The organism is Pradoshia sp. Z3_51, assembly GCF_058215915.1.
The window spans coordinates 77,025-90,876 of record NZ_JBZAJC010000008.1; the positions used below are offsets into that span (position 1 = coordinate 77,025).

Below are 13,852 nucleotides of genomic sequence, written 5' to 3' on the forward strand. Positions count from 1 at the left end.
ATACAAAATATTTGGAGGATTACTCATGAACACTGACTTACTTATACTCTTTCCCAACGCAATCCGTGTTTCATATCCGTTGGAGGATCAATCCTATTATTGGTACATAGAAAATGCGAATCAATATATCGGTATTCCAAAAAGGTCTGTATCATCTGATCAATTGGCTCTATTAAATATTTTTTTAGAACCCTTTTTGCTTCATACTGAAGAACTTAATAGATCTGCACAGCAAATGCATTGGCACAAATTATTATACCAACAGGATTCTGCACCATTGCCGAAAATTGAAGATGGGTCATACCGCTTTATTCATTATAATCTTCCAAACAATGATATTAATATTACAGACTTCTCCGATGCTATAAATGGCTTTTTTCATGACCCGGTCATTTGCTGGAAGGACCCATCTAGCGGAGTCATTATAGAAAACACCAAATCCACTTTGCTCACAAATCAAGATTTTAATGCTGTCATTCATACCCTTGAAAGCGATTTATACGCACATTTCCGTTTATTTATAGGAAATAATTATCCGCTTTCGAATGAAATCATAACGTATTTTTCTTCAGAAGATACTTGCTTTAAAACCATACGTCTGTATAACTCAAAAGATAAAGTCATTACTTTTTCTTCAGCTTTTTTGGATCTTTTATTACTAGGTAAAAATCAAACTTTATGTATAACTCTAGCTAAAAATCTACTCGGCACTTTAGAAAATGAAAAAGATCTACTCCAAACTATTATGATTTACATTAAAGCTAATGCCAATGCTACTGTTGCTGCAAAACAGCTTTTTCTTCACCGTAACAGTCTGAAATATCGTCTTGATAAATTTTATGAAATTACCAATCTCGATGTTCGAAAATTCGAAGACAGCTTATGTGCCTATTTAGCTATCCGGTTACTGGAGAATACAAATTAACTATAAGTGCAACCAGCCCATTTCATAATCATTATATTTGTGCAAATTGAACATATATTTTTAACTATTAGACTAGTAAAATTATTTGTGAAAAGGGTTTCATTATTACATAGTTATCAAGGAGGACATTTAAAGATGGCTCAGTTAAAATTAGAAAATATTTATAAAGTTTATGATAATAAGGTAACTGCAGTAACCGATTTTAATTTACACATAAAAGATAAAGAGTTTATCGTTTTCGTAGGTCCATCTGGATGTGGTAAATCCACAACCTTACGTATGATCGCCGGATTAGAAGAAATCTCTAAAGGTGACTTCTATATTGATGATAAACGCGTGAATGATGTACCTCCAAAAGACCGTGATATTGCAATGGTTTTCCAAAACTATGCATTATATCCTCATATGAGTGTATATGATAATATGGCTTTTGGACTAAAGCTTCGTAAATTTGATAAAGCTGAAATCGATCGCCGCGTTAAAGATGCAGCACGTATTCTTGGTCTCGAGGAATATTTAAATCGTAAACCAAAAGCTCTTTCCGGCGGTCAACGTCAGCGTGTTGCATTGGGCCGTGCTATCGTTCGTGACGCAAAAGTTTTCCTTATGGATGAGCCTTTGTCTAACCTGGATGCTAAATTGCGCGTACAAATGCGTGCTGAAATCGCTAAGCTTCATCAAAGATTAAATACAACTACAATTTATGTAACACATGACCAAACAGAAGCAATGACAATGGCTACTCGTCTGGTAGTTATGAAAGACGGCTTCATCCAACAAGTCGGTGCACCGAAAGACGTTTATGAAAATCCAGAAAACATCTTTGTAGGTGGATTTATCGGATCTCCTGCCATGAACTTTATTAATGGTAAATTAGAAGATGGATATTTTGTAACCGGCAGCACTCGCATCGCCGTACCTGAAGGTAAATTAAGCTATTTGCGTAAACAAGACTATATAGGTAAAGACGTTGTCCTTGGCATTCGTCCTGAGGATATCCATGATGAACCTATATTCATGGATGCATCCCCAGAAACTACAGTCAGCTGCATAATTGAAGTGGCAGAATTAATGGGTGCTGAAACGATGCTTTATACTCAAATTGAAGGTCAATCCATCGTAGCACGTATCGATTCCCGTTCTGATATCAGTCCAATGGATACCATTAAATTAGGATTAGATATCAACAAAGCACACTTCTTTGATAAAGACACTGAGTTAAGAATTCGCCCATAATTAATTATAAAAACTCAAAGCCAAATCTCTCGGGATTTTGGCTTTTTTGTTTCCTGATATGGCTTTAATTCAGTTTTCAGGAATTATAATTATTCTCAAATATACATTTCGTGAATAGATACTACCTCGTCGTTTCCACATTGACTGCAGGATAAAAGATGTTTGCATATATTTTGTCTTACCGATTGAGGATCTCCGTCCGTTTGTTTTTGTATATTGGTTTCCAGGTATGCACTATAGTCGTCATAGTAATCCATTACCTTCCCAAAGTCCTCCATATTTATATCACAATTTTTACATAAGTATTCTATAGAAGTTAGACCATTACATAAAGGACATTCCATATTATCCTCTCCAAACCTTTTCTTTTCCTTAGCGTTTCACCCATGAGATTTTTTATGTTCATGGAATCCAGATAATATTTTCCTGCTTGTACACCCTTACGAATATTATCAACTCCAGCTTTTACCTTTTTATATCTATGTATAAATTAAAGTGTGACCTTCCATACTAGCTAGTAGAAAGACGCACTCACATCAATGGGTCAAGCCGTTTAGGGCTTAGGAGATTTCATACGATAATCTCCTGTATGTCGGTTCAAATCCGACTGACCCAGCCAAATAAATCATTTTTTTAAAGGAGATTAACATCATGGCTCAAAACAGCTCAAACAATAACTCTAATCAATTGGTTGCTCCAGGTGCAGCAGAAGCAATCAATCAAATGAAATACGAAATATCTACTGAGTTTGGAGTACAACTTGGTGCTGAAACAACAGCTCGCGCAAACGGATCTGTTGGAGGGGAAATCACAAAAAGACTTGTTCGTATGGGTGAACAACAAATCAGCGGCAGATCTCAATCTTAATTAAAAATTTCATATAAAATGGCTAAAACCCCCTTCCGAACAATTCGGAAGGGGGTTACGAATGTTTTTAGGATTTTTGTTTGACCATATCTTTTGGATTTACCCATTGATCAAATTCTTCCTCAGTTAAATAACCCAATTTCAAGGCTGTTTCTTTTAACGTACTGTTATCTTTAAAGGCAAGCTTAGCAATTTCAGCTGCTTTCTCATAGCCTATATGCGGGTTTAGTGCCGTTACGAGCATAAGGGAGGACTCTACATTTTTTTGAATGCTTTCAATATTAGCCTCAAGTCCAACCAGGCAATTAACCCTGAAGGATTTAAGCGAATCTGACAATAATCTGGAAGATTGCAGGAAATTATAAGCAATCACGGGTTTAAATACATTTAATTCGAAATTCCCCTGGCTTGCAGCAAATCCAATGGATGTATCATTTCCCAATACTTGAACAGCTACCATTGTTAAAGCTTCACTTTGCGTCGGATTTACTTTACCAGGCATAATCGAACTCCCAGGTTCATTTGCAGGAATGGTAATCTCCCCAATACCACTGCGAGGGCCGCTTGCCAACCAGCGTATATCATTGGCCACCTTCATCGCATCCATAGCCAAAGCTTTTAATGCACCATGCGCATAAACAATCTCATCATGGCTGGTCAATGCATGAAATTTGTTTGGTGAAGAAATGAAGTTATAACCGGTTTGTTCAGATATATATCCCGCTGTTTTATCCCCAAATTCGAGATGGGCATTAATGCCTGTACCAACAGCAGTACCTCCTATCGCAAGGCTAAGCAGCTTCTCGGCACTTTCCCTAATCATCTGTTCTGAACGTTCAAAACTGAATCTCCATCCGCTTATTTCCTGGCCAAGTGTTAATGGTGTAGCATCCTGCAGGTGAGTACGTCCAATTTTAACAATTCCCATAAACTCCTGCTCTTTTTCTTGAAGTACTTTCCTAAAAGCAATAATTTCAGGCAAAACATTTTTATGTATAGTTTCATAAGCTGCAATATGTAAAGCCGTTGGGTATGTATCATTGGAGCTTTGAGACATGTTTACATCATCATTAGGGTGCAGCGTTGCTTCAAACCCATTATTCTCCAGCCATTCATTCCCTTTACGTGCTACTACTTCATTCACATTCATATTGCTTTGGGTTCCACTTCCAGTTTGCCAAACTTTTAGAGGAAATTGACTATTTAAATTTCCTGCGATAATCTCATCACATACGTATGATATCGCATTCTTTTTTTCTTCCGATAAATTACCTAAATCAAAATTGGAATAAGCAGCTGCTTTTTTTAGGTGGGCAAAGGCATATACAATCTCAATTGGCATTAATTCTTGTCCAATTTTAAAATTGTTGCGGCTACGCTCTGTTTGAGCCCCCCAATAGCTATCAGCTGGAACACGCACTTCTCCCATCGTATCTTTTTCAATCCGATATTCCACCTTCATCATCCCCTATAAAGTATTATCTTACTATTAAGAACATACTCTCTATTATAGCAGATGGTCAAATGATAGCGCTTAAATCTAGCCCCCTTGACTGTTAGCTTTTAGGAGATATTAGGTTTACGTATCCCAAAGCATGTGCCCGATAAAAAAGCCTAAAGTCATGATACTAGCTATAGCAAGCGTTACAGTATAATCAATCATTTTCCCTACCTCCTCATATCCTTATAATGATAAAAATAGCACATTTAACTCTGGGCTGACCGGTTAAAAAATGAAAATATTTTACAATTCTATGACTATCACTCATGTTGATTCCAATCCATCATTAATTTCCCACGTTATCTATATTTTGTTTAATTAATTTAACACAGGGTAAATAGTATATAAATTAGCTCAATAACAGAGGAAAAGGTGAGACAAAATGCAAAAATATGAAATCGGTTCTTCTGAACTTTCCATTCAAAAACAAATAACACTTCCACAATTAATGTGTATAGCACAATATGCGAAAAACTTTAATGGAACAATCAAATTGGTAAGGAATACACAAGAAATTAACGTAAAGGATATTTCTTCTTTAACAGCTTTTTTCCTAACATTAGGTACGGATGCACATGTTAAAGTCCTTGTTAAAGGCGAAAATGCTCAAGGGGCAATTGAGCAAATCGAAACAATATGTCTGACAGAAAATACTGAGTTAACACCCTCTATGTCTTAATTACAGCATAGTAGAAAAGCCCATTTGAGACCGTAAAATTTACGATTTCAAATGGGCTTTTTTCATTCCTATTGAATATGGAAGGCAACTTATTTTTTAATTAATTTTTCCAGCGATTGATCCATTCATCAAAGTTTTTCTGAATCTTTTCCTTTTGCTCAATCCAATAGTTTTTAAAACGGTTCTTTTCTACTTCCTTTTCCATATCATCTATTGTTGGAACATCAAATGTTTGATTTTCGACATTTTGTAAGGCTTTTGTCATGATTTCCTGAAAAACAATATTTGCACCGCTTATTTTATCTTTGTAAAGATACTGATTGGCTGTTGTTTTATCATAGCCCATCCACACGGCACCAACGAGGTTGGGAGAATAACCGACAAACCATTGGTCCTTTACCGCGTCCTGTCTAGACACATTATCTACCTGAGTTGAACCTGTTTTTCCAGCGATATCTCTATTTTCAACCTTTGCATTTGTTCCAGTTCCACCTTCATAATCAACCACACCCTTTAGCATGGCAGTCATATTTTTTGCTACTTCCTTGGTCGTTACTTTAATTTTTTTCCCTTTAAAGACAGCAACTTCTTTGCCGCTCGCATCTACAATCTTCCGGATAAGGTGTGCTTCCTGACGTACACCTCCATTTGCAAATACAGAATAGGCTGAAGCCATCTGCAGTGGAGATACTCCCTCGTTTAGCCCACCTAAAGCAAGACCCAGTGTTCGGTCATTCTTTCCAAGTTTAATGCCAAATTTCTCTGCATAATCCATTCCAGCTTGTATGCCTATTTCATTCAAAAGCCAGACTGCAGGGATATTTTTCGATTTATACACAGCCTCGAACATCGGAACTTCTCCTTCATACTGATCATTATAATTCTTCGGTGAATAACCTCCTGCAAATTCCATCTCCGTATCTTTAATCAAATCTGTAGGTTTATATCCTTTTTCAAGGGCAGGTGTATAAACTGCGAGCGGCTTCATCACTGAACCTGGCTGGGCTTTTAATTGTGTCGCTCTGTTATATCCAAGAAAAACATGCTCTCCCCTTCCCCCAATAAGGGCTCTGACACCGCCAGTCTTTGGATCAAGCAAAACGGCACTGCTTTGTACTAATTCATCTGCATTTGAACCTTTTGCAAACAAATCATCTTGTTTATATACTTCTTCCATATCTTCCTGCATACCTTGATCTAGTTCTGTGTATATTTTATATCCACCTGTTAACAACTCGTCCTGCTTTATTCCATATGTTTTGTCAGCTTCCATAATCACCTGGTCAACATAGTAGGGAAACATTCCTTTTAAGGGATCGCTTAACTCTGTGAAACTTATTTCTTCTTCAGCTGCTGATTCCCTCTCTTCACTCGTAATAAACCCACTATTTTCCATATGAACCAACACTACTTCTTGCCTTTTTTTTGCCGCCTCAAAGTTTTTATAAGGATCCAGAACAGAGGGAGCATGTATTAAACCAGCTAACAAAGCTGCCTCAGATAGATTGACCTTTTCGATTTCTTTTCCAAAATATACTTTGCTGGCATTTTGAATTCCCCAAGCGCCATGCCCAAAATAAATTTGATTTAAATACATCTCCATGATTTCATCTTTTGAGTATTCACGTTCAATCTGGCTGGCTATCGAAACCTCCTTCAGCTTTCTCTTCAAGGTTTGTTCAGGCGTTAAAAGTGTTATTTTTGCTAGTTGCTGCGTGATAGTACTTCCACCCTGAACAACAGTTCCTGCAGTGAAATTCTCATATGCTGCTCGAATAATCCCTATATAATCAATCCCACTATGTTCATAAAAACGTCGGTCTTCTATTGATATAACAGCATCAATCACATGCTCTGGAATCTGATTAATTGAAACCCCTTCTGTCTTATTTGCTGAAATTTTACTAGCCTCTTCTCCATCCATATCATAAATGATGGTTGGCTGCATAAGCTCAGTTTTCAGATGAGACAAATCAACTTCCTGATTTAAGAGCAGATAAAGGAATGAACTTATGATAAGGGCTATGAACGATAGACCAAGCAGAAGAATGTGTACTAAACGAGAATGGTCAAATATTTTTAAAAACTTATAACCCATCCAATTCTCATCCTCTCTAAAAATCAACTAAATTTCTATCCATTGTTACATATTATACACAAAAAATAAAAAACAACTGATAGACAGTTGTTTTAGGTTTACCTATATCTTTCACTTGTTAATCTCATTATTCGAGTTTCCAATTTCTTTATGCAATGTTTCCATATACATATAAACAATTTGCTTTAATTTTACATCTGCTCCCAAAACATCCAAGTGAGTTAAGCATTTTTTAATAATTGGGTGAATATCCTGGGGTTGTTTTTCATCTAACATCCTCATCACCTCTTTTTTCTATAATACAAGAATACAAGATATTTGCTGGTATGACCATTGGTCTTTTGGCATATTTATCTATTTTTCGAACTTCTAAATAGGTAATCTTGATTTGACCCTATTTCACAACAAATTAAGACTAATTTTCCGAATTATCACAAAAATAACATACCTACTCTTTTAAGGCATAAGGTCACTATATAGGATATTGGATTGACAGGTTCCCTTGCCTGATGTTTCCAAAAGCCAAATAAAGGATAAATAATAACGAGTGCAAATAAAATGAAGGGACTGAGTTATATGTTTAACCATATATTGGTGGCGTTCGACGGCTCAGATTCGGCTAAATTGGGTTTATCAATGGGATTAAATTTTTGTAAGAGTAAAGAGAACTCCTTATTATCAGTAGTTTATGTTTATGAAGAAAATAATGAAGGATTAATTCCTGAGAATACATTTGTAGCCTCAACCAATAGCACATTTTACGCAGACTCCAGCCAGGGGCAGGCAATCGTTCCAGAAACTAATTCTTTAATAAACAATAACTCTGCGAATAACAATCGACTTGAGGAAATTGAACGCTATGTAAACAGCTTGGAAGGTAATAATCTTATCCATTCACATTTTGTAGTACTTGAAGGGACAATTGATGATATGATTCTTCAATATGCTGAAAAAGAGGGAGTCGATTTAATTATTGTCGGCAATAGCAGCACTACCGGTCTTCGTAAATTGTTTCTCGGCAATATCTCTGAAAAAATCATTAAAAATGCCTCATGTCCTGTGTTAGTGGCAAAATAATTAATTGTTCCTTAACTATATAAGGCCTCCTGCCTCATAGAGAGCAAAAGGAGGCCATTTATTTTGCTAGAAAATCCAAATCTAAAAAAATCATCAAACTAAAAAAAGAGACATTCCAGGCAACTTCATACAAACGTACGTTCAACAGGAATCTCTCAATATCAGAGTATTATTGCAACACTTTATTAACCAATTCTTTATATTTATTATGTGCATCATTCTCGTTTAATGAACTATAGATTCGATACTGATCCCCATCTAAAATACGATAGTGCTCACTAATCATATTTTGCTGCAGAACATACCCGCCATCATTAAGAATATCTTTCCACCATACCTTACCGCCAAGCATTTTTTCTTTCCTGTAATCAATTCTTTCTCTTGAAACCGTTTCAATGACCTCGAGAGGGTCCCCGCCAAATAAAGTCTGCACTGTTAATGTTTCACGAAATAATGAAACGACAGCCACGACAGTAGTCCAGCTTGCTTCATTACGCTCTTTTTCAATTTGTACCAATGTTTTTTTAGAAATACCGATTATTTCGGCCATCTTGTCTTGTGTATAATCAACTTCCACACGGATTAATCGCATACGTTCAGATATTAGACGAATAATTTCATCCTTACTCATAATCATCCCACTTCCCATCAATATAAAATATAATATTTATACTCCAAATTTAATGTTCACTACTATCATTATAATAGAAATAAATGGAAGATAGGTATTATTATGTATAAATTTACTAATTTTTTTATATTCTCTTCTTCTTTTTACATAAAACTGCTTTCTATTAATTAAAAAGGATGATAGAACTATAACTCTTTCAGGAGCTAAGCCAAGATGGGTCGGGTTCAAGTACATGGAATGAGAAAAACTCAAAAAGACTTTCGACTATGTCGAGAGCCCTAAATTCAAATTATTAATCTTTTTAGGAATGATGTACAGATTTCCGCAAGATAACCCGTGGTGCTGCTGCAAATAATAGCATCATTACCATTCCGCTTACAATAACACTTGGCAGCATATAGGATAAATTATAAAACAATGAGAAAACTGCGACTGATTGGCCATCTGCTGCGCCAGTTCCAAAGAAAACCATTCCAGCAATAAAGTGTGCAAAAAAACGCATCGTACTTCCCAGTAGTATTCCTAAAACAATAATACCTGATGTTTTAATATCCTTTTTGCCAATTCGTTCTCTATCTGCATATTTAAATACAATCCCAGCTAAGCCAACAACCGTATAAGCGACAATATAATCGAGAAAACCTTGTACAGGATGCATGATATAAGCAGTTCCTGATAGAATTTGTAGCAAACCCAACAGTAATCCTGTGGTTACGCCACCTTTAACACCCCATCGATAAGCCATTAAAAAAACAGGTACCATAGCGATTGACACGCTGCCACCCTGCGGCCATAAACTAAAAGATACAACAGTGGCCAACAAATCAAAAATAAATGCCAAAGCAGAAAAAACAGCAATTTCCACCATAAATAATAATCGTTTGTTTCTCATCTTACTTCCCCTTTCTAATCAAGAGCTCCTGAATCGTAACCTCCATCTTGATCGGGCATCCAAAAATGCAAAAAAGCAATGCTCGCACAAAAATGGCTCGCATTGCTTACATTACATTCATTCAGCCACATTCCTACGCTAGTGCTAACTAACAGGTTCGAAGGGTCAGAACTCGATCGTTCACTCTCAGCCATAGGCTCCCCTTGTGGAATACTATTCATTTCTTACATCGTACTAATTTTTCCATACATTAGCAAGTATTATTAATCCAAATCTAACTAAGCAGTCATTTCTTCTATTTTTATTGTATCTGCTTTATCTTCTTTTTCTTCACGTTTCTTTTCAGATTCGGCAATAATTACAGCACAAGATGCATCTCCAGTAATATTAACTGCTGTTCTCGTCATATCAAGTAAGCGATCAATACCGAGGATCAAACCTACACCCTCAACTGGAAGGCCAACCTGGCCAAGAACCATAGTCAACATGATTAATCCTACACCCGGCACACCTGCTGTTCCAATACTTGCAAGAACAGCTGTCAGGATGACAGTAATTAATTGCGTCATTGTAAGGTCCACACTATATGCCTGGGCAATAAATACAGTAGCAACCCCTTGCATAATAGCAGTTCCATCCATATTAATGGTAGCGCCAAGCGGCTGCACAAAGCTGCTGATACTTTTTGGTACATTCAGCTCTTTTTGTGTAAGCTCCATAGCTACCGGCAAAGTTGCACTGCTCGACGAAGTACTAAACCCGACTGTCATAGCTGGGAAAAACTTTTTGAAAAACTCTATTGGATTACGTTTCGCGAATATTGCAATCGCTCCCCCGTATATGACAATTGTATGAGCCAATAATGCCAAAAGAACTACGATCATATAAAGACCCATATTTTTAATAGCCGGAAGACCTTGGCTTCCGACAGCAGTTGCTATTAAGGCAAATGTTGCATAAGGTGCTGCCTTCATAATTAGGTTAACTAAATACATCAGTACTTCATTACCTTGCTCCAAAAGGTTGATAATACCTTTTGTTTTTTCTCCAAGAGCCGTAATTGCGATCCCAAAGAAAATAGACATTACAATTACCTGAAGCATATTTCCATCCGCCATTGCCTGAATTGGATTCTTTGGAATGATATTAATGAGAGTTTCAGTTATAGAAGGGGCTGTAGTGGCTGTATATTCAGCTGAGGCAATATCAAAATTACCTCCGTTCCCTGGTTTAATGACTAAGGCCAGGAATATACCAATTGTGATAGCAAATGCAGTCGTTGAAAGAAAATAAAGAATGGTTTTACCACCAATTCTGCCGAGTTTTTTAGGATCCCCTAAACCCGCCGTACCTAGAGTAATTGAGATAAGTACAATAGGAACAACCAGCATGGTAATAGCGTTAATGAACAGACTGCCGATTGGTGAAAATACTAAAGCATTTAAGATTTCAAATGATTGAGGTGAAAAAATGTTAAGCATCAATCCAACAATCGCACCAAAAAACAATCCTAATATAATTTTAACTGTAAGGTTCATAGATGTCCTCCTTCAATTATCTATTAGAAAAAATCTACTATACTCCACATAAAAGGAGAATTTAACGAAAAAACACCCCACAAATTAGAATGGTTTTTCTTATTTCTATATAATAATAGTAGATTATTCCTAAGATGACAATGGAAAGAATTACAGGGAGGTGTGTACAATCTTACTCTTAGCTTGAGTGAGGGCCTGTTTTTCCTCGTTTTGTCCCTTGATCACATAAATATAAATTTTTATATTTCCGTCTTTTCTGCATATCCTCATACAACAGCAAAAAAAGACGCATACATGCGTCTTCTGTGAAATGATCGTATTTTTAACTAATATGTATGTATGAGATTGATTAATGACTTTTTAGTTCTACTTCCTTCTTGGACTCAGATGCTTCCTCAGCCATTAATTCATGACCCAAATCAGAGAACCCTGAAATAAATACATTTGAAAATATTTCATTACGTGATTTTGTCTTTTCAATGATAATTCCCTGCACCTTAAATTTAGATACGATATCCATACACACTATCTCCACCTCTAATTTATACTAATCCATACAAATATACCCTTATATTAATCCCTCAAACCAAAATACAAGCATTTTATTTGACATTTATATCTGTTTTATTTACTAACTGATTTTATGTAAATAACACTATAATTATGTTACTTATGTAAATAATTCCACAACTTAAATTTTACTAAATTGCTGAAAAAAAGATAGTCCCAAATTTCATATTTATTGAAAATATAGTCAAATTATTAAATTAGGAATAAAAACAAATGCTATTCATTTATAAATTTAATATAATGGATAGTAATAACTCTTTTTCAAATACTTCTCTTTTATAATCCAAGGGGTGATTCACATGGGAAGTTGATGACCAAAAACATTCATATAGTCGATCTTTTATATTTAAACCATTTAGCTGATAGCAGCTTATTACTACAGGAGGTGACTCCTTGACCGTCATAAACGGTTAAAGGAAATTTATTGGACATATGGAATTTGGTTTTTATAGCCATTTTGATTGCATTAACCGCATTTTTTGTTGCATCGGAGTTCGCAATTGTTAAAATTCGTTCTTCACGGATAGATCAATTACTTGAAGAAGGAAATAAAAAGGCAATAAGTACAAAAAAAATCATCACAAATCTGGATGAATACTTGTCTGCCTGTCAGCTTGGCATAACGATGACAGCACTGGCACTTGGCTGGATCGGAGAAGAAACCTTTGCCACTATCATATCTCCAGTAATATCATTCTTGACATTACCGGATGCTGTTGCCAAAACACTGACCATCATTCTCTCTTTTATGTTAATTACATTTATTCACGTAGTCATTGGTGAATTGGCACCAAAGACTGTTGCCATTCAAAAAGCGGAATCAATTGCTCTTCTTACTTCAAAGCCACTTATGACTTTCTATAAAATCATGTATCCTTTTATATGGGCTCTTAACGGGTCAGCAAGGCTGATTGCCAAATCAGTCGGAGTTGAACCCGCATCAAAATATGAGATTGCACATACAGAAGAAGAACTGCAAATTATTTTGTCTGAGAGTTTGAAGAGCGGCGAAATTAATCAATCTGAGTTTAAATATGTGAACAATATATTTGAATTTGATAACCGAATTGCAAAAGAAATTATGGTACCACGAACAGAAATGATTTCCTTATCAAAAGATGACCTCGTAAAGGAATTTATTGATGTATTTCATGCTGAGAAATTCACTCGTTATCCTATTATTGATGGAGATAAGGATCACATCATTGGATTAGTAAATGTAAAAGAAATACTGACAGATATCGTCCAGCATAAACAGGTGACAACTGTCACTCTTGATCCCTACATTAGGCCGATAATCCGTGTCTTAGATACCATGCCGATTCATGACTTATTAGTCAAGATGCAAACTGAACGCATTCACATGGCTGTTCTGATGGATGAGTATGGCGGAACTTCAGGTTTAGTCACTATTGAAGATATAGTTGAAGAAATTGTTGGAGAAATCCGCGACGAATTCGATGCTGACGAGATACCTGAGATTCGTAAAAATCCAGACGGCTCCTATATCGTTGATTCAAAAGTACTTATCAGTGAAATTAATGACTTGCTTGGAACTAATTTGGATGACTCAGATATTGATACAATCGGCGGATGGGTTCTAACCGAAAATTATGATGCCAAGTTGGGGGATACGATTGACCTCGAAGGATATGAAGTAACCATCATCGATATGGAAGACCATCATATCCATTATGTTGAAATTAAGCAAAAGGTTAAAGAATATCAGATAATCGGTATACCACAAAAAAACGTCGCTGAAGAAGATAATGTCCTCTTCTCTTAATATTTAAATTATTTATAGAACACCAACCAACAAACCGCTTCTCCAAATTGGA

General features: G+C 35.9%; 13 protein-coding genes and 1 riboswitch. Of the genes, 6 read left to right on the forward strand and 7 right to left on the reverse strand.

Translation table 11 applies throughout. The annotated features are described in order from the left end of the window. Positions 1 to 25 precede the first annotated feature (25 nt). The 3 genes from AC4BHA_RS14540 to AC4BHA_RS14550 all read left to right on the forward strand — a co-directional run bounded on the left by AC4BHA_RS14540 (position 26) and on the right by AC4BHA_RS14550 (position 3,028). Entirely contained in the window at positions 26 to 925 is a 900-nt protein-coding gene (locus tag AC4BHA_RS14540; protein ID WP_066101938.1) for a PucR family transcriptional regulator, read from the forward strand. A 135-nt stretch (positions 926 to 1,060) separates the two neighbouring features. Then, positions 1,061 to 2,161, forward strand: a complete 1,101-nt coding sequence (locus tag AC4BHA_RS14545; RefSeq protein ID WP_066101941.1) for an ABC transporter ATP-binding protein — start codon at positions 1,061 to 1,063, stop codon at positions 2,159 to 2,161. Positions 2,162 to 2,812: 651 nt separating this feature from the next. Beyond that, positions 2,813 to 3,028, forward strand: a complete 216-nt coding sequence (locus AC4BHA_RS14550; RefSeq protein WP_066101945.1) for an alpha/beta-type small acid-soluble spore protein — start codon at positions 2,813 to 2,815, stop codon at positions 3,026 to 3,028. Between the two features lie 67 nt (positions 3,029 to 3,095). Here AC4BHA_RS14550 and fumC read toward each other — a convergent pair whose 3' ends face one another. After that, positions 3,096 to 4,484 (reverse strand): class II fumarate hydratase, encoded by a 1,389-nt coding sequence (gene fumC / locus AC4BHA_RS14555; RefSeq protein WP_139891508.1) that lies wholly within the window; start codon positions 4,482 to 4,484, stop codon positions 3,096 to 3,098. Positions 4,485 to 4,911: 427 nt separating this feature from the next. Between fumC and AC4BHA_RS14560 the strand changes: the two genes are divergently transcribed. Further along, positions 4,912 to 5,208, forward strand: a complete 297-nt coding sequence (locus tag AC4BHA_RS14560) for an HPr family phosphocarrier protein (protein WP_066101953.1) — start codon at positions 4,912 to 4,914, stop codon at positions 5,206 to 5,208. Positions 5,209 to 5,308: 100 nt separating this feature from the next. On the opposite strand, the gene AC4BHA_RS14565 is transcribed toward AC4BHA_RS14560, so the two are convergent. After that, entirely contained in the window at positions 5,309 to 7,306 is a 1,998-nt protein-coding gene (locus AC4BHA_RS14565) for a transglycosylase domain-containing protein (protein WP_490558840.1), read from the reverse strand. Between the two features lie 111 nt (positions 7,307 to 7,417). After that, complete coding sequence (locus AC4BHA_RS14570) at positions 7,418 to 7,582, reverse strand: hypothetical protein (protein ID WP_175354229.1); 165 nt, start codon at positions 7,580 to 7,582, stop codon at positions 7,418 to 7,420. A 300-nt stretch (positions 7,583 to 7,882) separates the two neighbouring features. Here AC4BHA_RS14570 and AC4BHA_RS14575 point away from each other — a divergent pair, with 300 nt between their 5' ends. After that, positions 7,883 to 8,383: a universal stress protein gene (locus AC4BHA_RS14575; RefSeq protein WP_066101960.1), complete on the forward strand. Its 501-nt coding sequence runs from the start codon at positions 7,883 to 7,885 to the stop codon at positions 8,381 to 8,383. Positions 8,384 to 8,552: 169 nt separating this feature from the next. Here AC4BHA_RS14575 and AC4BHA_RS14580 read toward each other — a convergent pair whose 3' ends face one another. The 4 genes from AC4BHA_RS14580 to AC4BHA_RS14595 all read right to left on the reverse strand — a co-directional run bounded on the left by AC4BHA_RS14580 (position 8,553) and on the right by AC4BHA_RS14595 (position 11,964). Then, positions 8,553 to 9,014, reverse strand: coding sequence for a helix-turn-helix domain-containing protein (locus AC4BHA_RS14580; protein ID WP_066101963.1), 462 nt, complete (start codon positions 9,012 to 9,014; stop codon positions 8,553 to 8,555). A gap of 301 nt (positions 9,015 to 9,315) precedes the next feature. Then, the gene (gene thiT / locus AC4BHA_RS14585) at positions 9,316 to 9,906 is read right to left on the reverse strand and encodes an energy-coupled thiamine transporter ThiT (protein WP_066101964.1); all 591 of its coding nucleotides are present in this window, start codon (positions 9,904 to 9,906) and stop codon (positions 9,316 to 9,318) included. A 113-nt stretch (positions 9,907 to 10,019) separates the two neighbouring features. Next, positions 10,020 to 10,120, reverse strand: a riboswitch (TPP riboswitch). 64 nt (positions 10,121 to 10,184) lie between these two features. Next, on the reverse strand, positions 10,185 to 11,444 hold the full coding sequence (locus AC4BHA_RS14590; protein WP_066101967.1) for a dicarboxylate/amino acid:cation symporter: 1,260 nt from the start codon (positions 11,442 to 11,444) through the stop codon (positions 10,185 to 10,187). 349 nt (positions 11,445 to 11,793) lie between these two features. After that, positions 11,794 to 11,964, reverse strand: coding sequence for a hypothetical protein (locus tag AC4BHA_RS14595; RefSeq protein WP_180349928.1), 171 nt, complete (start codon positions 11,962 to 11,964; stop codon positions 11,794 to 11,796). 474 nt (positions 11,965 to 12,438) lie between these two features. Between AC4BHA_RS14595 and AC4BHA_RS14600 the strand changes: the two genes are divergently transcribed. Next, positions 12,439 to 13,800 (forward strand): hemolysin family protein, encoded by a 1,362-nt coding sequence (locus AC4BHA_RS14600; protein ID WP_077247972.1) that lies wholly within the window; start codon positions 12,439 to 12,441, stop codon positions 13,798 to 13,800. Positions 13,801 to 13,852: the final 52 nt, after the last annotated feature.

Excerpts from the sequence above, each read along its gene's own strand:
- AC4BHA_RS14560 (WP_066101953.1), top strand. The coding sequence starts at position 4,912 with ATGCAAAAATATGAAATCGGTTCTTCTGAACTTTCCATTCAAAAACAA.
- AC4BHA_RS14570 (WP_175354229.1), bottom strand. The coding sequence starts at position 7,582 with ATGTTAGATGAAAAACAACCCCAGGATATTCACCCAATTATTAAAAAA.
- AC4BHA_RS14565 (WP_490558840.1), bottom strand. The coding sequence starts at position 7,306 with ATGGGTTATAAGTTTTTAAAAATATTTGACCATTCTCGTTTAGTACAC.
- AC4BHA_RS14595 (WP_180349928.1), bottom strand. The coding sequence starts at position 11,964 with ATGGATATCGTATCTAAATTTAAGGTGCAGGGAATTATCATTGAAAAG.
- AC4BHA_RS14580 (WP_066101963.1), bottom strand. The coding sequence starts at position 9,014 with ATGAGTAAGGATGAAATTATTCGTCTAATATCTGAACGTATGCGATTA.
- AC4BHA_RS14575 (WP_066101960.1), top strand. The coding sequence starts at position 7,883 with ATGTTTAACCATATATTGGTGGCGTTCGACGGCTCAGATTCGGCTAAA.
- thiT (WP_066101964.1), bottom strand. The coding sequence starts at position 9,906 with ATGAGAAACAAACGATTATTATTTATGGTGGAAATTGCTGTTTTTTCT.
- AC4BHA_RS14545 (WP_066101941.1), top strand. The coding sequence starts at position 1,061 with ATGGCTCAGTTAAAATTAGAAAATATTTATAAAGTTTATGATAATAAG.
- AC4BHA_RS14550 (WP_066101945.1), top strand. The coding sequence starts at position 2,813 with ATGGCTCAAAACAGCTCAAACAATAACTCTAATCAATTGGTTGCTCCA.
- AC4BHA_RS14590 (WP_066101967.1), bottom strand. The coding sequence starts at position 11,444 with ATGAACCTTACAGTTAAAATTATATTAGGATTGTTTTTTGGTGCGATT.
- AC4BHA_RS14540 (WP_066101938.1), top strand. The coding sequence starts at position 26 with ATGAACACTGACTTACTTATACTCTTTCCCAACGCAATCCGTGTTTCA.